Source organism: Nocardia sp. NPDC050408 (genome assembly GCF_044458905.1).
Classification (GTDB): Bacteria; Actinomycetota; Actinomycetes; order Mycobacteriales; family Mycobacteriaceae; genus Nocardia.
Window position 1 is genome coordinate 162133 of the sequence record NZ_JBITIL010000015.1, and the last position, 16702, is coordinate 178834.

Below are 16702 nucleotides of genomic sequence, written 5' to 3' on the forward strand. Positions count from 1 at the left end.
GTGGACTTCACCCGGGACGAGGGCCAGGACGCCGTGGCCGAGGTCGTCGTGAGTTTGCTGGAGCGTGAATCGACACGCGATATCGAGCTGTGGCCGAGTCTGATCGAGACCGGACTGCTCTCGCTCGCGCTGCCGGAACGCTTCGGCGGTGACGGCATGGGCCTGCCGGAGGTCTCGGTGCTATTGACCGAACTGGCCACCGAAGCGGTGGCGGTGCCCGCCCTGCCGACCCTCGGCTTCGGCCTGCTGCCGCTGCTGGCCGTATTGCCGGACAGCCTCGCCGAGCGGGTCTATTCGGAGGTTGCCAAGGGCGCGGTGCTCACCGCCGCCCTCAGCGAGCGTGCGAGCCCGTTCGTGGTCAAGCCGGAGACCACCGCGGTTTCCGATGGCGACACCGTACGCATCACCGGTCACAAGGTGGCGGTGCCGTATGCGCAGCAGGCGCGCTGGCTGTTGATTCCGACGAATTCCGGTATCGCACTGGTGGGTTCGGATTCAACCGGGCTCACCCTGACGCCGTCGCCGGTCTCCGGCGGGATTCCGGAATGCTCGGTGCGCCTGGACCAGGTCGAGATTCCGGCCGAGCAACTGCTGCCCGACGGCATCGCTGAACTGCACCGCCTGGCCATCGCATCGATCGGCGCGACCGCGGACGGACTGCTCAAAGGTGCGCTACTTCTCACCGCAGAGCACCTGCGGACCCGACGGCAGTTCAATCGGCCGCTCGCCGAATTCCAGGCGGTCGCACAGCAGATCGCCGATGTGTATGTCGTATCGCGGACCCTGCACGGCGCCGCCGTTTCGGCAAATTGGGCACTGGCACAGTCGGATTCGACACCGCCGCATCAGGAGCGCATCGATGACGACCTCGATGTGCTCGCCTACACCGTGGCCTCGGAACTGCCCGCCGCCATGCAGAAATGCCATCACCTGCACGGCGGCCTCGGGGTCGATGTGACACATCCGATGCACCGCTACTACTCGCAGGCCAAGGACATCGCCCGCTGGCTCGGCGGCGAATCGTTGCGACTCGATCGATTGGGGGCCAGATGTTCATCGACCTGACCGCGGAGCAGCGCAAGCTGCGCGATAAATTGCGCACGTACTTCGCCGATCTCGTGACTCCCGAAGAGGAGGCAGAGATGGCGGTCAACCGGCACGGTGATGCTTACCGCACGGTGGTGCGCCGGATGGGTGCCGACGGTTGGCTCGGCGTCGGGTGGCCGAAGGAGTTCGGTGGCCAGGGGTTCGGGCCGATGGAACAGCAGATCTTCTTCAATGAGGCAGTGCGCGCGGATGTTCCGTTGCCGCTGGTCACTTTGTTGACGGTCGGACCGACGCTGCAGAGCTTCGGCACCGACGAGCAGAAGGCGAAGTTCCTGCCCGGAATCCTTTCCGGCGATATCCATTTCGCGATCGGCTACTCCGAACCCGAGGCAGGCACCGACCTCGCCGCGCTGCGCACGAGTGCGGTGCGCGACGAATCCGGAGACTGGATCGTCAACGGGCAGAAGATCTTCACCACCGGTGCGCATGAGGCCGACTATGTCTGGCTGGCCTGCCGCACCGGCTCGGTCGAATCGCGGCACCGTGGCATCACGATCCTGATCGTGGACACCAAGGACCCCGGGTACTCCTGGACCCCCATCATCACCTGCGACGGTGCGCACCACACCAACGCCACCTACTTCGACAATGTCCGGGTGCCTGCCAACATGCTGGTGGGCGAGGAGAACAAGGGCTGGCGGCTGATCACCACCCAGCTCAATCACGAGCGGGTGAGCCTGGGCCCGTCCGGCAAGATCGAACAGCTCTACGACCGGGCGCGCGAATGGGCCCAGTCGCGCGGTGTCCTCGCCGAGGCCGATGTGCGCCGCTCGCTCGGCCGCATCCACGCCATGGCTCGGCTCAACGAACTGTTGAACTGGCAGGTCGCCGCGACCGTCAACGGTGACCAGGCCACCGTTATCGCCGATGCCTCGGCAACCAAGGTGTATTCCGCCGAATCGCTGCAGGAGGCGGGCCGGTTGGCCGAGGAGATCGTCGGGCATTACGGCGATCCGGCCGATCCGGACACCGCCGAACTACTGACCTGGCTGGACCGCAGAACCAAACAGAATCTGGTGGTGACCTTCGGCGGCGGCGTCAATGAGGTGATGCGCGAACTGGTCGCCTCCTCCGGGCTGAAACTGCCTCGGGTACCTCGATGAATCCGCGCCGACGCGCGGTACGCCACGACTACTAAGGAGCCGCGCGTGCCGGAAACCATGACTCCGGAAGCGATTACCGAAGCCGCCGAGAAGATCATCGCGGCGGGTGATTGCGCGCCACGCCTCGGGCGTGATCCGGTGAACCAACCGATGATCAACAACTGGGTGGAGGCGCTCGGGGATCGGAATCCGATCTACGTCGACGAGGACGCCGCGCGTGCCGCCGGACATCCCGGCACCGTGGCGCCGCCCGCCATGATCCAGGTCTGGACCATGCTCGGGCTCAATGGTTCCCGCGCGGCGGACGATCCTACGAACCAGGTCATCGAGCTGCTGGACAGCGCGGGCTTCACCTCGGTGGTCGCGACCGACTGCCAGCAGACCTACCACCGATACCTGAATGTCGGTGAGCAAGTGGCGGTGACCAGCAGGCTGTGCGATATCCGCGGCCCGAAGCGGACCGCGCTCGGTGAAGGGTGGTTCATCACCTTCCAGATCAGTTGGCAGGTGGGCGACGAGGTGGTCGCCGAAATGCTCTGGCGGATGCTGAAATTCGCGCCCGGTACCGGCACCGCCCCGAAAGCGCCCGCGGGTGAACGGGTCAAACCGCTGGTCTCCTGGGATACCGAATTCTTCTGGGAGGGCACCAAGGTCGGCGAGTTGCGGATCCAGCGGCTGCCGGACGGCACGCTGCGGCATCCGCCGATTCCGGCGCTGTGGCGGGACAAGTCGGAGCAGACCGACTATGTCGTCGCATCCGGGCGCGGTGAGGTGTTCAGTTACGTCGTACATCACGCACCGAAAGTGCCTGGGCGGCAATTGCCTTTCGTGGTCGCGCTGGTCGAATTGGAGGAGGGTGTGCGGATGCTCGGTGAATTGCGCGGCGTCGATCCGGCCGAGGTGAAGATCGGCCTGCCGGTGCAGGTCGAGTTCGAGAAGCTCGACGACGAGGCCGTGCTGCCGGTTTGGCGGGTGATCGCATGACCTACGTCGAACCGGCCACCGTGCAGGTCGGTACCGCGCTGCCCGAGTTGGTCATTGCCGCCGATCCGACCTTCGTGATCAGTACCGCCTTGGCCACCAGGGACTTTCAGGATGTGCACCACGACAGGGACAAGGCCCTCGCCCGCGGTTCCAAGGACATCTTCGTCAATATCCTGACCGATACCGGGCTGGTGCAGCGCTTCGTCACCGACTGGGCCGGACCGCGCGCCATCGTCAAATCGATCGCGCTGCGCCTGGGTGTGCCGCTGTATGCCGGTGACACCCTGACGCTTTCCGGCACCGTCTCCGCGATCCATGGCGATGACATCCATATCGATGTCGTCGGTCGCGACAGCCTCGGTGACCACATCACGGCGAAAGCCGTTATCGCACTGCGGAGGCCATGATGACCGCTGACAACACCACCGGGATTGCCGGCCGCGCCGCCATTGTCGGCATCGGCGCCACCGACTTCTCCAAGGACTCCGGCCGCAGCGAATTACGTTTGGCCGCCGAGGCGGTCACCGCGGCACTCGCCGATGCGGGTCTCACACCGGCCGATGTGGACGGCTTGACCACCTTCACCATGGATACCAACACCCAGGCGGCGGTGGCACGTGCGGTCGGTATTCCGCAGCTGAAGTTCTTCAGCCACATCGGATATGGCGGTGGTGCGGCCTGCGCCACCATCCAGCAGGCGGCCATGGCGGTCGCGACCGGCATCGCCGATGTGGTGGTCGCCTACCGTGCCTTCAACGAGCGTTCGGTATCGCGCTTCGGCCAGTTCTCCACCGCACTTGCCAGCGCGCCGACCTCATCGGGTATCGATGCGGGCTGGTCTTATCCACAGGGGTTGGGGACTCCGGCCGCGCAGGTGGCCATGGTCGCCCGCAGGTATATGCATGTGTACGGCGCGACGAGTGCGGATTTCGGCCGCGTCGCCGTCGCCGATCGCAAACATGCCGCGGTCAATCCGGCCGCCTTCTTCTACGGCAAGCCGATCACCCTGGAAGATCACCAGAATTCGCGCTGGATCGCCGAACCGCTGCATCTGCTCGACTGCTGCCAGGAATCCGACGGCGGTGTCGCGATCGTGGTCACCAGCGTCGAACGCGCCCGGGACCTGCCGCAGCGTTCGGCCGTAATCGCCGCCGCCGCACAGGGTTCCGGTGCGGACCAATATGTGATGACCAGCTACTACCGCGATGCGCTCACCGGACTACCGGAGATGGGGCTGGTCGGGGATCAGCTCTGGGAGCAGAGCGGTTTGCGCCCGGAGAATATGCAGGCCGCCATCCTCTACGACCACTTCACCCCGTTCGTCCTCATGCAGTTGGAGGAACTCGGTTTCTGCGGACGCGGCGAGGCAAAGGATTTCATCGCCGACGGCGCGATCGAGATCGGTGGTCGCCTGCCGCTCAATACCCATGGCGGACAGCTCGGCGAGGCCTATATCCACGGTATGAACGGGATTGCCGAGGCGGTCCGGCAGATCCGCGGCACTTCGGTTAATCCCGTTGCGGGCTTGGCGAATATCCTGGTCACCGCGGGTACGGGTGTTCCGACATCGGGATTGATACTCAGCGCCAACTGATTTCGGCCGTCGCGACGGGATGGTCTCCAGCGCCGCCCTCCGCGACCAGCAGAGCGTGTTTCAGTCGGTGTCGTAAGGCAACAGAGTGAAGTGGTCCGAGCCCCAGAGCGGACGAAGCTGGCGGAAGTGACGCTGGTCCAAGGTCACAATCGAGGTCGTGCGATAACGGTCTGCGAGCACGACATTGGACGCGTCCGCGATTCCGATGTAGTCCTTGGGTCCGTCGAACTTGCGGGTAATAGCCAGCGCCACGGCATGGTCCTCTGCAGTCCACTCGGCCAGCTCATACGCGCCTGTCACGACGTCTTGACCAAAGGCGCGCGCGGCGTCCGCCCCCAGGCGGGAGGAAAGCATGTAGTCAGCTTCGGCAACGATCAGGGGGGAGACGACAAGCAGATCATCGGCCTCCTCGAGGATGCGTGCGATGGCTGGCTGCTCCGGATATGCCTCGTCGAAGGCGGCGAGGACGGCACTGGTATCGACGATGAATGCGGTCACTCGCCGAAGCCTCGAGCCAACTGCTCATCGATTTCTTCGGCGTTGAGCGGTCGGTCGCTGCGGTATCCACCGGTTGTTGGGCGTGGTTTCGCCGCACTCTCATCGATCAATCGGTCGATTTGCTGGGCTAACGTCAATCCGTGTGCTGCCGCCAGACGGTGCAGCCGGTCACGCGTTGCCTTCGGCACCTTGATGGTTGTAGCAGTCATACCTCAGAGTATACCGATTGGTGCGGCAGACAGTTGTGAGGGGATTCATATGACCGATCGACATCTGGTCGATGTCCACGTTCTGCTTGTTCGTGATGGTGACGTGTTGCTCAGCAGGCGGCGCAGTGCGGACGAGTTCGATGGGCTGTGGCATCTGCCCGCGGGAAAGTTGGAGTCCGGCGAGTCCGCGACCGCTGCTGCCGCACGTGAGGCGGGGGAGGAGATCGGGGTTGTCATCGACCCGGCGGATCTGCGGCTGATTCATACCGCGCACGTGATCGGCTCCGGGCGGGAAGCCCGGCTCGGGCTGTTCTTCCATGCGCTGCGCTGGGTGGGTGCGCCGGCGAATCGTGAGCCGGATAAAAGCTATGGGCTGCAATGGTTTTCGCTCGACGCACTGCCGGAAGACTCGCTGATCCGCTATTCCGCTGCCGGAATCCGCGGGTTCACGACGGGCACGCCTTATAGCGAGTGGGGCTGGGTGAGATAGCGGGACAGCACGGCCGCGAGTTGGTCGGTGCTGTCCCGCGTACCTGCCGGAATGTGCGCCCGCGCGCCCGCGAATCTGTCGAAGACCGCGCCTTCGACCACCGCGATGAAGTCGGCGGCGGCCGCATCGGGATCGGGAAAATCCAAGGCGTGGAATAGTTCTCGCGCTCGCTCGGTCGAGAAAAGGCTGTGTGTGAGCCGCCGATGCAATTGCGGATCGCCGAGCAGATCGATGATCAGCGCATGCCGGACGATCAGGTGATTGCGACGGTCGACGAGTAGGCGGTCGAGCCAACCGGCTATGACCTTCGCGATGTCATCGGGGTCGAGGGATGGCGACGGGGCGAGTTCGGCGGCGGCGAAGTCGTCGCGGGAGCGGGTGGTGATCCGGTCCGCGATCGCCTCGATAAGCGCGCGTTTGGTGCGGAAGTAATAGGAGGCCGACCCGCCGGGTAGCCCGAGGGCGGTATCGAGGGCGCGGTGGGTGAGCGCTCGAATGCCCTGGGTGGCAATCACATCTATGGCGGCATCGACGAGTGCCGCGCGTCGGTCGGCTGTGGACATGATCACCTTCTCTGGCGGCCGCATCTCCTGATCCTCTACAACTGTAGAGGATCAGGAGGGTGCCATGGAAGACAGCGTCACACTCGATGCCGACCAACTCCGGGCTCGGGCGCGCTTGCTCGAACTACTCGACCGGCACGGCAGGCCGATAAAGCGGCATCGCGGCATCTACCTGCACGGCAGACCCGGTCGCGGCAAGACAATGCTGATGGACGGCTTCTTCGCGAGCGCAGCGTCGAACCGCAAGCGCCGCTTCCACTTCCACAATTTCTTCGCCCAATTGCATGTCGCGGCACACGAATCGGGCTCCATCGACAAGGCCATCGACCACCTGCTTGGCCATGCCGAACTGGTCTGCTTCGACGAATTCCACGTTCACGATATCGGCGACGCCATGTTGATCGCCCGCATGCTCGACGCCCTGTTCGCCCGCCGCATCGTCCTGGTGGTGACTTCGAACTACCCGCCCGAGCAGCTGCTGCCCAACCCGCTGTTCCACGACCGCTTTCTACCGACCATCGCGCGCATCCGCGCGCATCTGGATACCGTCTCGGTCGACGGTCCACTCGATTACCGCACCCGCGCCGCGCACGGCGGCGCTGGGTTCGCCTCGGGGTGTTACCGCATCGGCGACGCTGGGGACGTCGACACCGCGCGGGTTGCTATCTCGGGCACCCGTGAGATCTACGCCAGCGTCATCGACGGCTCGGCCATTACCTTCGACTTCGCGGCCCTGTGCGGCACCGCCACCGCCGCCTCGGATTACGTCGAACTCGCACGCCGCTTTCGCCGCTGGACCTTGCGCGGCGTCCCAGCTCTGCGCGAGGTCCCACCCGACTGGGCGATGCGCTTGGTCAATCTGGTCGACGTGCTCTACGACGCCGATCTCGAACTGACCGTCGAGGCCCGCACCTCGCTGTCGGACCTGGTGGCCGACGTCCCCGCCGTCCCCGACCTGGCACGGACCGCAAGCCGCCTCAGTGAACTCCGTCAGCCCGAATCCGTCACGCTCGGCTAGCTGCGCACCCACGTAAGTGCACGGCTGGTTACGGATAAAAAGGAGGCGATCCTAAGTATTCGATTCACTCCCGAGCGGACCGCTCGGCATGTAACTATGTGCCTGTTCAGAGCTGTACTCAGATGTGGTGGTAGCAGGTGGCCAGGGCGGGAGCGCCGATATCGCGCGTGATCGTGCTGATCACGCTACTGGCGTGTGCCGCGATCGCGCTGCGCGGCCACATCCCCGGGGCCCACGATTCCGGCGATCACCGCGCGGTGCCATCGGCGATTTCGGTTGTATTGATGCCGGTACTGCTCACGGTATCGGTGGTGATCCTGATCGCCGGGGTAATTGCCAGCCAGCATCGACTGCCGTTGGCTATGCCGGAGGTGGATCGTGATTCCGAGCGCAGGCATGGACTGCTCGGCCGCACCGGCCTGCTGGTGCTGGCCGCGCTGGCGGTCGTCTCCTTGATCATCGCGGCGGCGTCGGCTGTCTTCTTCGTCGGATTCGGCCGCGAGGGTGAGCCGGCGCCGTCGTCGCCGCGCGCCAGCACCACCCACACCCCGCAGGAGGCGGTCACCGCCCCCGCGACCCCCGACAGTGCACCCACGCAGCATCTCACCGGTACGGCGCTACTGGTGGCCATGGTCGCCGCCGTCGTGCTGGTCGGCGGGGCAATGATCGGACTCATCGTGGTCGCTTTGGCAGGGCGGCGCAGGCCGCGCGCGGTGCCGGTCCCGGTGCCCCCGGCCGCGCCGACGGTCGCGGGTTCGCTGGCCAGGGCGGCCGAGATGGGCCTGGCCGCGATGAATGTGCCGGGCCAGGATCCGCGTGAGGCCATCATCGCCTGTTATGTCGCGATGGAGCGCGGACTGTCCTTCGATCGCGCGGCCGCACCACTGGCTTCGGATACCCCGATGGAGGTGCTGGCCAGGGCCTTCGAGCGCGGCGCACTGCACGACGCGTCGGCCCGAGAATTGGTCGCGCTGTTCGAGGAGGCCAGGTTCAGTCCGCATTCGATGCTGGAATGGCAGCGGATGCGGGCCGAACAGTTGCTGCGTATCGTACTGGCCGATCTGCAGGGGGAGACGGTATGAACCGCGCGATCGTGACCGGTGCGCTGATCCTCATCGTGCTGATCGAGCTCATCACTCTGGGCAAGGCCCGCGGTGCGCTGCTCATCGCCGCCGGAGTTCCGGTGGCGCTGGCCATGATTCAGCTCGTCTGGTCGTTGACCGGCCGCTCGGCCGTGGAAACCGACGCCGGAACCGACGATATCGATAACGGTCCGGCGGAGATGCTGCGGCACTGGCATGCCAGAGCGGAGATGCTCGCCGATCGCGCGGACGGCACCCGAGCCGACTGGGATCGGCATCTGCGTCCGCTGCTGGCCAAGGAGTTCGAGTTGTCCACCGGCCTGCGGGTCGCCAAGAACCGCAAGGCGACCGAGGCCGCCGGAATATTGCAGTTCGGCCCGGAGCTGTGGCGCTGGGTCGACCCGGCCAACTCGGCACTGCGCGATCAGACGACTCCCGCGCCGGGGCGGTCGGCGCTGGACGAAATCCTGCGCCGCCTGCAGAAGATGTAACCGACCCGGGGCATGCCAAATTGAATACCGTCTTAGGAGAATGGGTTTGAGCAAGTGCGAGTAGACATATGACCGTGCCGATGGACGCGACCATCCAGCGCAGCGAGGCGGTGCTCCGGGAACTTTCTCGGGTGATCGTCGGCAAGCGGGATGAGTTGCAGCTGATCATGATCGCCGTACTCTCCGGCGGTCACATCCTGATCGAGGATCTGCCCGGACTCGGCAAGACGCTCATCGCCAGGTCCTTCGCAGCCGCGCTCGGCCTGGAATTCACCCGCGTGCAATTCACGCCCGACCTGCTCCCCGCCGACCTGCTCGGCTCCACCATCTACGACATGTCCTCGGGCCGCTTCAATTTCCGGCGCGGACCGGTCTTCACCAATGTGCTGCTGGCCGATGAGATCAACCGCACCCCACCGAAGACCCAGGCCGCGCTGCTCGAGGCGATGGCCGAGGGCCAGGTCAGCATCGACGGCGAAACCTTCCAGCTGCCGCAGCCTTTCATCGTGCTCGCCACCGATAACCCGATCGAATACGAGGGCACCTATCCGCTGCCGGAAGCGCAGCTGGACCGGTTCGCCATGCAGCTGCGGCTGGGCTATCTGTCCGAGAACGACGAGCGCCAGATGATCCGCCGCCGCTTGGAGCGCGGTTCGGCGACACCACAGGTGGTGCAGGTGGTGGATGCGAACGGACTGCTCGAGATGCGGCAGTCGGTCGAATTCGTCACAGTGCATCCGGATGTGGTCAGTTATGTGGTCGCGCTGGCTGGTGCGACGCGTGCGCATCCGCAGGTCGAGGTGGGTGCGAGTCCGCGCGCCGAACTCGATCTGGTGCAGATGTCACGGGCCCGGGCGCTATTGCTCGGACGCGACTATGTGATTCCGGAAGACGTCAAGGCGCTCGCGGTTGTGGCCATGGCCCACCGCATCACCTTGCGTCCCGAGATGTGGGTGCGAAGGATCCGCGGCGAGGACGTGATCACCGAATTGCTGCGCCGTCTGCCGGTTCCGCGCGCATCGGTGACATGACCCGGCGGGAAAGGGTATGACCCAGCCGGATACCGGCCCCGTCATCCAGGGGATCGCGGCGGCGAACGCGGCAGCGTCGCGACCGCCGACCCGCGACGAGCCGATTGCCGGCGGTGCGCGGCATCGGGATGCGAGCGCCGCTGTCGAGGCCGAATTGCGCTGGCGTCCAGCGCCATTGGTGTTCATGCTGGCGGTGAGCGCGGCCGTGGCGCTGCTACTGGCCGTGGTGCTCGGGCGCTGGCAGTTGGTCGTCTTCGCGGCTCCGCTGCTCGGCGTGCTCGCCACCGCGCCGTGGCAGCAGTCCAAGACCCGCATCCAGGTGGACGGCGGCGGCACGCTGCGCTGTTTCGAGACGGAGGAGGTCGTGACGACGATCGGTGCCTTCGTAGAATCGGGTCACGCGTTGCTTCGGTTGAAGCCGGAGAAGGTCGCGGGACTCGGGATCGACATCGAGGAGGCGATCGATTCCGGGACGGCGCCCGCCGGGCTGCGGCTGGCCCTGACGGCGGATCGCTGGGGTCGCTATCCGCTATCGGTGCGGGTCACCGCGCTGAGCCCGGCGGGACTGTCCGTGGCCGCAGCGGTGTTGCCCGCCGGGCAATTGTTCGTCTACCCGATCACCGATCCGCAGCGAATGAAGTTGCCGCGCACCGAACTTCCCGAACGGCTCGGCACCCACCTCACCCGCAAGCACGGTCCGGGCGTGGAGTATGCCGATATCCGCGCCTACGCGCCCGGTGATCAGCTCCGCATCGTGAACTGGCCGGTGAGTGCGCGGCGCGGGCGACTATACGTCACCGAGCGGTTGACCAACCGATCCGCGGATGTGGTTGTGCTGGTGGATACTTCGCAGCAGGCGCCGGGTCCGGCCACCGATTCGCTCGAGCTGTCGGTGCGCGGTGCGGCGCAGGTGGTGCAGTCGACACTGCAGGCCGGTGACCGGACCGCAGTGGTCTGCCTCGGTCAGGCGCCGCGCTGGCTGCGCCCGGATATCGGGCGGCGGCAGTTCTATCGGATCGTGGATACCGTGCTGGATGTCGGCGATGAGCACATTCCGACCACCGGCACCTTGGCGCCGCATGCTGCCGTGCCGCTGGGTGCGATCATCGTCGCCTTCTCCACATTGCTGGACACCCAGTTCGCGCTGGCGTTGATCGATCTGCGCAAGCGTGGACATGTGGTCGTGGTCGTCGATGTCCTGCGCGGCACGCCCTTCCACGAAAATCTCGATCCGACCCTGGCTCGGATGTGGAATCTGGAGCGCGCCTCGATGTATCGGGATATGGGAACCGTCGGCGTCGATATCGTGGCCTGGACCGAAGACGCGCGACTGGATCAGGTCATGCGATTGATCCCCGACCATCGCCGAACCGTGAGGGTGCGCCGATGATTCGATTCCTCGCCATTCTGTCCGGGGTCCTACTGGTTACCTCGGTGACGTTGATGACGCCATGGGCCGGGATTCCGGCGGTGGCGCTGGTGGTAGCGGGCTGGTGGTTCCGGCTGCCCGCGGTCGGCGCGGTGCTGCTCGCGATCGGGGTGCTTGCCGCCGCGGACACTGGTGTACTGGCCGCCGCCGCAACAGGTTTGGTGGCCACGACTTATCTGCTGAATACCGCGACCGTCTCCGCGCCGGTTGGAGTTGTGCCGACCACGGTCCCGTCCGTCACCGGTGCGGTGGCATTTTCCGCAGTGGCTGTCGGCGCGGCGCTGCTCCCGTTGCACTTGGCATGGGTCCCGATCGCCGCCCCAATCCTGGTGACCCTGCTATACGCCCTGGTAATCCAGGGCGTCGCGATCAAACGGGCACGCAGCAACGAGACCGCGACCGCGCCCAGTTGAAGCCATGGTCGCAATCGAGCGGCCTAGGCTTATTCGCATCGAGGCCTACCTGTGCCCCCTTACTTCCACCAACGCCTGGTGATCAGACCTCCAGTGCTCAGGTGAAGCGCAGGCTGACGTCGGCGAGGACGGGGGCGTCGGCGCGGTCAGCGACGGTGGCGCTGATGATGAGCTCGCCGTCGGTGCGCCAGATTCGGGTGCGGATGGTTTCGCCCGGGTAGAGGACACCGGCGAAGCGGGCGCGGAAGCCGGTGACGCGGCTCGCGTCCGAATCGAGCACGGTGTCGGTGACGGTTTTGCAGACGATGCCGTAGGTGCACAGGCCGTGCAGGATCGGGTTGGGGAAGCCTGCGGCGCGGGCGAATTCGGGATCCGAGTGCAACGGGTTGCGGTCGCCACACATGCGGTACAGCAGGGCCTGCTGCGGGAGGGTGCGTGTGGTGACGTCGAAATCCGGTGCGCGATCGGGGAGTTCGGCCTTGGTGCTCGGGCCGCGTTCGCCGCCGAAGCCGCCCTCACCCTTGGCGAAAATGGATGAGCGTGCGGTCCAGAGCGGTTCGCCGTCGGAGCCGGTGATCGTATGCTCCTGCACCACGACAGCGGCGGAACCTTTATCCCAGAGTTCGGTGATGTGCCTGGTGATGGTGGCCTTGCCCGCGGCCGGAATCGGGCGGTGCACTTCGATCTCCTGGTGGCCGTGCACGACCTTCGCCAGATCGATATCTATCCCGGGGAACTGCACCTTCGGCGGTTCGGTGTCGTGGAAAGTGGGTGCCACAGTCGCGAAGGTCGGGAGCACCTGTGGGTTGCGGTCGTCGACGTAGCGTAGTTCGGACGGATCCGTCCAGCGCGCTCCCGCCCCGAGGCCCAGGTGGTACAGCTGTACCTCGGTCGGCGTCCAGGCGAACTCCCCGCTCGGGAGTTCCGCACCGAGTGCGATTTTCGGGTCGATGGGCATCGCGTCCTCCTTGTGAATGCTTGTGTACAGGTCGCCCGCGCCATGCGGGCGACCTGTCGTGGGCGTATCCCCAGCGATCCGAGGCTCTTGTGGCAGCTGCCTCGGATCGATCGTGCGGCGGCTGTGTCGCGGCGGACAAGGTGGCGTCCGCTCGGTGAGACGCCTTGCCTACGCTTCGGCGGTGGCCTTGACCGACTGCTGCTTCTTGCGCTCGGCGATATCCAGCACCGCCAGGTAGCCGAAGGTGATCGCGGGGCCGATGGTCGCGCCCGGGCCCGCGTACGTGTGCCCCATTACGGGGGTCGCGCTATTGCCGGAGGCGTACAGACCCTCGATCACGGTGCCGTCCTCGCGCAGGACCCGTCCGGCTGTATCGGCGACCAGGCCGCCCTTGGTGCCGAGGTCGCCCGGCACGATCTTGGCCCCGTAGAACGGACCCTGGACGAGCCCGGCAAGGCACGGGTTCGGCTTCACGGTCGGATCGCCGTAGTACCGGTCGTAGTGGCTGTTGCCGCGGCCGAAATCCTCGTCCTTTCCGGTCTCGGCGAACTTGTTGAACCGCTCGACGGTCGATGTCAGATTCTCGGCCGGCACGCCGATCTTGGTGGCCAACTCCGCGAGGCTATCGGCCTTGACAATCAGGTCGTTTTCCATCCAGCGGGACGGAAACCGCTGACCAGGCTGCAGTCCGGCGAAGATGTAGCGGTTCCGGTAGCGCTGGTCGAACACCAGCCATGCGGGGATGTTCTCGCCCGGACCCTCACCCTGCCCATATTCGCCGCCGTACATGGTGTGCACAGCCTCGACGTAAGGAGCGGACTCATTTCCGAATCGCTTACCGTCGGCGTTGACCATGATGGTGCCGGGCAGATTTCGCTCGGCCAGCGCGAACCACGGCTTTCCGCCCTTGAAGATGGTCGGCCCCCACCAGGAATCCTCCATGAAGTCGACCGCGCCGCCGACTTCCATCCCCGCATTGATGCCGTCGCCGGTATTCGCGGCCGCGCCCGTGGTCCACTCGGTGGTGATGGGCTGGCGCTGGTATTTGGTGCGCATTTCGGCGTTGTGCTCGAAACCCCCGCTGCCGAGCACCACACCGTATTTGGCGGTGAACCGCACGGTCTCGCCGTTGTGCTCGGCCTCGACGCCGGAGACCACGCCGTTCTCCACAATGAGCTTGGTCAGCGGAGTGTTCAGCAGCAGCGGCACATTCGCGTCGATGAGCCCCTTGCGCATGGCAGCGATAATCGCCTGCCCCATGCCGAGGATATGCTTACCGGTCCACTTGGCGAAGTAGGTGCGCGCGCCGACTCGCATGGCCCGCATGATGCCCTTGGGATGGCGACGGATCAGGTTGAGCCGGACGAAGTCGGCCTGCATGACGACGACATTGAGCGGGGCCTTGGCATACGGCGGCTCCAGGTTGAACCGCTCTTCGCCGAGGATCTTGGCATTGAACGGCGCGGGCTCGCACGAGCGGCCCTGGCCGAGGCCGCCGGGGGCCTCCGGATAGTAGTCGGAGTAGCCGGGCACCCACTTCATCTTCAGTGGGGTGTGGTCGAGGACGAAGTCGAAGGCCTCCGCACCGCGGTCGATGTAGGTGTCGATCCGGTCCTTCGGCACCACGTCGCCGACGATGCTGTGCAGGTAGGTGCGGGCGTCCTCGCGGTCATCGGGACGGCCGGAGGCTTTGAGCGCTTTGTTGCCGGGGATCCACACGCCACCCCCGGAGCGTGCGGTCGACCCGCCGTAGTGCGCGGCTTTCTCAATGATCACCGCGCTCAGCCCATGGTGGGCGGCGGCGAGGGCGGCGGTCATCCCGGCGGCACCGCTGCCGACCACCACCACATCGTATTCCCGATCAGTCATGTAGAACACGTTATAGAATGGGACCGCATTTGGTCTATGTTGAGTGGCAGAAGACGCGCTCGACGTTCCATTCGTCGAGAAAACTTGTTTCAGTTTCTGACCGGAGTGGTGTACATGGGCAGTGTGGTTTCGAGCGACCTGCAAGCAGTCGCTAGCGGCGTTGTTTCGAGCGACCTGCAAGCAGTCGCTAGCGGCGTTGTTTCGAGCGACCTGCGAGCAATCGGCAGCGGCGAATGGGACCTGACCGCCGACGTAGTCGTCGTCGGCTATGGTGCGGCGGGGGCCGCGGCCGCGCTGGAAGCGACCGAGGCGGGTGCGCAGGTGCTGGTGCTGGAGCGTTTCGCCGGTGGTGGAGCGTCGGCGTTGTCCGGCGGCATCATTTACGCGGGCGGCGGCACCTCGGTGCAGCACGAGGCCGGGGTGCGCGATACGCCGGAGCAAATGCTGGCCTATCTCGAGCGTGAGGTCGGTACGGCGGTTACGCCCGAGACGCTGCGGCGGTTCGTGGACGAGAGTCCGGCGATGATCGAATGGCTGAAGGGCCACGGTGTGCCGTTCGAGGCGTCGCTGTGTCCGTACAAGACGTCGTATCCGAATGACAGCTACTACCTCTATTACTCCGGTAGTGAGGTCTCCGGTTACGGTCGCGAGGTCGCGACGCCCGCGCAGCGCGGACATCGGGTCAAGGGCAAGGGCACGTCCGGGAAGAAGCTCACCGGTCCGCTCGCCGCATCGGCGTCGCGGCGCGGGGTTCGCGTCGAAACCCTCACGCAGGCCACGCGATTGATCACAGATGAAAACGGCACTGTTATCGGCGTCGAATGTGAGTCACTGCGTGACGCTCCCGGGCGGATCAGGGATCGCTACACCCGGTTGGCGCAAATAGCTGCCAAGCCGGGCATTTACTATCCGCCGCTGCGCAAGGCGATGGAGCGGCAGCTCGCGAAGCTGGATCGTCGTTATCGCACGAGAATTCGGATTCAGGCCCGTCGCGGTGTGGTGCTCAGCGCGGGCGGGTTCATCGCGAATCGGGAGATGCTGCGGGAGTACGGGCCGCAATACCGCGGCGGACTCGCGCTCGGCACCACCGGTGATGACGGCAGCGGCATCCGGATGGCCGAACAGGTCGGTGCCGCGACGGATCGGATGGGCAATATCTCGGCGTGGCGATTCATCTTGCCGCCCAGTGCTTTTACCGGTTCGGTGCTGGTCGATGCGGAGGGTCGTCGGGTCATCGATGAGACCCGCTACGGTGCCGCGGTCGGCCACGCACTGATCACCGAACACGGCGGCAAGGGTTGGCTGCTCGCCGACGACGGACTCATGCGCACCGCGATCTCACAGATTCGGACGCAGTCGGCCTGGTTCCAGCGCGGACAATTCGAGGCCATGCGGCGGAATGCTGTGCGCGGCGCAACTTTGGATGTCGTTGCGGCGAAGGCCGGTATCAATGCCGACGGGTTGCGCGCCACCGTCGCCGAGCACAATGCCGCGATCGCGAACGGTTCGCCCGATCCGGTCGGCAAGCCCGCCGAATTCACCAAAACGGTGGGGGCCGGGCCGTTCTGGTTGTTGGATGTGGGAATCAAACCGAGCGTTGTCAATCCGTGCCCGATGCTCACCCTCGGCGGAGTCGTCGTCGACGAGGACACCGGAGCGGTGAAATCCACTGCCGGAACCGATATTTCCGGCCTTTACGCGGCCGGGCGGACGGCCGTCGGTATCTGCTCGGACTCCTATGTCAGTGGATTGTCCCTGGCCGACTGCATTTTCTCCGGTCGGCGTGCGGGCAGATTCGCGGCAGGCGCCGAAGTGCTTTCGCGGGCAGCGGTGCCCGAAGCGACAACAGTGGAAGGAAACTAG

At 65.6% G+C, this 16702-nt stretch carries 18 protein-coding genes; 13 read left to right on the forward strand and 5 right to left on the reverse strand.

Translation table 11 applies throughout. The features are described 5' to 3' along the window. Genes ACIBJI_RS32110 through ACIBJI_RS32130 form a run of 5 tightly spaced genes read left to right on the forward strand, consistent with a single transcriptional unit; the run spans window position 1 to window position 4788 of the window. The gene (locus tag ACIBJI_RS32110) at window positions 1–1065 is read left to right on the forward strand and encodes an acyl-CoA dehydrogenase family protein (protein WP_396957692.1); all 1065 of its coding nucleotides are present in this window, start codon (window positions 1–3) and stop codon (window positions 1063–1065) included. Continuing rightward, entirely contained in the window at window positions 1050–2210 is a 1161-nt protein-coding gene (locus tag ACIBJI_RS32115; protein WP_397087065.1) for an acyl-CoA dehydrogenase family protein, read from the forward strand. Before ACIBJI_RS32110 ends, ACIBJI_RS32115 begins: the two co-directional genes overlap by 16 nt. Before the next feature lie 57 nt (window positions 2211–2267). Beyond that, window positions 2268–3194, forward strand: a complete 927-nt coding sequence (locus ACIBJI_RS32120; protein ID WP_364357607.1) for an OB-fold domain-containing protein — start codon at window positions 2268–2270, stop codon at window positions 3192–3194. Further along, entirely contained in the window at window positions 3191–3601 is a 411-nt protein-coding gene (locus tag ACIBJI_RS32125) for a MaoC family dehydratase (protein ID WP_364357546.1), read from the forward strand. Before ACIBJI_RS32120 ends, ACIBJI_RS32125 begins: the two co-directional genes overlap by 4 nt. Beyond that, complete coding sequence (locus ACIBJI_RS32130) at window positions 3601–4788, forward strand: lipid-transfer protein (protein ID WP_364357543.1); 1188 nt, start codon at window positions 3601–3603, stop codon at window positions 4786–4788. Before ACIBJI_RS32125 ends, ACIBJI_RS32130 begins: the two co-directional genes overlap by 1 nt. A 60-nt stretch (window positions 4789–4848) precedes the next feature. Here the strand turns inward: ACIBJI_RS32130 and ACIBJI_RS32135 are convergent, their stop codons facing one another. After that, entirely contained in the window at window positions 4849–5286 is a 438-nt protein-coding gene (locus ACIBJI_RS32135) for a PIN domain-containing protein (RefSeq protein WP_396957687.1), read from the reverse strand. Continuing rightward, window positions 5283–5495 carry a hypothetical protein gene (locus ACIBJI_RS32140; RefSeq protein WP_364357537.1) on the reverse strand — a complete coding sequence of 71 codons (213 nt, stop codon included), beginning with the start codon at window positions 5493–5495 and terminating at the stop codon, window positions 5283–5285. The genes ACIBJI_RS32135 and ACIBJI_RS32140 overlap by 4 nt, the downstream gene beginning before the upstream one ends. Before the next feature lie 49 nt (window positions 5496–5544). On the opposite strand from ACIBJI_RS32140, the gene ACIBJI_RS32145 reads away from it, so the two are divergent. After that, entirely contained in the window at window positions 5545–5985 is a 441-nt protein-coding gene (locus ACIBJI_RS32145; protein WP_364357534.1) for an NUDIX domain-containing protein, read from the forward strand. Here the strand turns inward: ACIBJI_RS32145 and ACIBJI_RS32150 are convergent. Then, window positions 5958–6572 carry a TetR/AcrR family transcriptional regulator gene (locus ACIBJI_RS32150; RefSeq protein WP_397087067.1) on the reverse strand — a complete coding sequence of 205 codons (615 nt, stop codon included), beginning with the start codon at window positions 6570–6572 and terminating at the stop codon, window positions 5958–5960. The two genes, ACIBJI_RS32145 and ACIBJI_RS32150, sit on opposite strands and share 28 nt — an antisense overlap. A 40-nt stretch (window positions 6573–6612) precedes the next feature. Between ACIBJI_RS32150 and zapE the strand changes: the two genes are divergently transcribed. The 6 genes from zapE (at window position 6613) to ACIBJI_RS32180 (ending at window position 12012) form a co-directional block, all read left to right on the forward strand. Next, on the forward strand, window positions 6613–7566 hold the full coding sequence (zapE, locus tag ACIBJI_RS32155) for a cell division protein ZapE (protein WP_396957684.1): 954 nt from the start codon (window positions 6613–6615) through the stop codon (window positions 7564–7566). Between the two features lie 137 nt (window positions 7567–7703). Further along, the gene (locus tag ACIBJI_RS32160) at window positions 7704–8648 is read left to right on the forward strand and encodes a DUF4129 domain-containing protein (RefSeq protein WP_396957682.1); all 945 of its coding nucleotides are present in this window, start codon (window positions 7704–7706) and stop codon (window positions 8646–8648) included. Further along, window positions 8645–9139: a hypothetical protein gene (locus ACIBJI_RS32165; protein WP_364357522.1), complete on the forward strand. Its 495-nt coding sequence runs from the start codon at window positions 8645–8647 to the stop codon at window positions 9137–9139. The genes ACIBJI_RS32160 and ACIBJI_RS32165 overlap by 4 nt, the downstream gene beginning before the upstream one ends. 68 nt (window positions 9140–9207) lie before the next feature. Then, window positions 9208–10170, forward strand: coding sequence for a MoxR family ATPase (locus ACIBJI_RS32170; RefSeq protein ID WP_364357519.1), 963 nt, complete (start codon window positions 9208–9210; stop codon window positions 10168–10170). A gap of 184 nt (window positions 10171–10354) precedes the next feature. After that, the gene (locus ACIBJI_RS32175; protein WP_364357604.1) at window positions 10355–11560 is read left to right on the forward strand and encodes a DUF58 domain-containing protein; all 1206 of its coding nucleotides are present in this window, start codon (window positions 10355–10357) and stop codon (window positions 11558–11560) included. Next, on the forward strand, window positions 11557–12012 hold the full coding sequence (locus tag ACIBJI_RS32180; RefSeq protein WP_364357516.1) for a hypothetical protein: 456 nt from the start codon (window positions 11557–11559) through the stop codon (window positions 12010–12012). The genes ACIBJI_RS32175 and ACIBJI_RS32180 overlap by 4 nt, the downstream gene beginning before the upstream one ends. Before the next feature lie 97 nt (window positions 12013–12109). Here ACIBJI_RS32180 and ACIBJI_RS32185 read toward each other — a convergent pair whose 3' ends face one another. Beyond that, the gene (locus tag ACIBJI_RS32185; RefSeq protein ID WP_364357513.1) at window positions 12110–12970 is read right to left on the reverse strand and encodes a MaoC/PaaZ C-terminal domain-containing protein; all 861 of its coding nucleotides are present in this window, start codon (window positions 12968–12970) and stop codon (window positions 12110–12112) included. 168 nt (window positions 12971–13138) lie between these two features. Further along, entirely contained in the window at window positions 13139–14848 is a 1710-nt protein-coding gene (gene kstD / locus ACIBJI_RS32190; RefSeq protein ID WP_364357510.1) for a 3-oxosteroid 1-dehydrogenase, read from the reverse strand. Between the two features lie 105 nt (window positions 14849–14953). Here kstD and ACIBJI_RS32195 point away from each other — a divergent pair, with 105 nt between their 5' ends. After that, window positions 14954–16702, forward strand: a complete 1749-nt coding sequence (locus tag ACIBJI_RS32195; protein ID WP_364357507.1) for an FAD-binding protein — start codon at window positions 14954–14956, stop codon at window positions 16700–16702.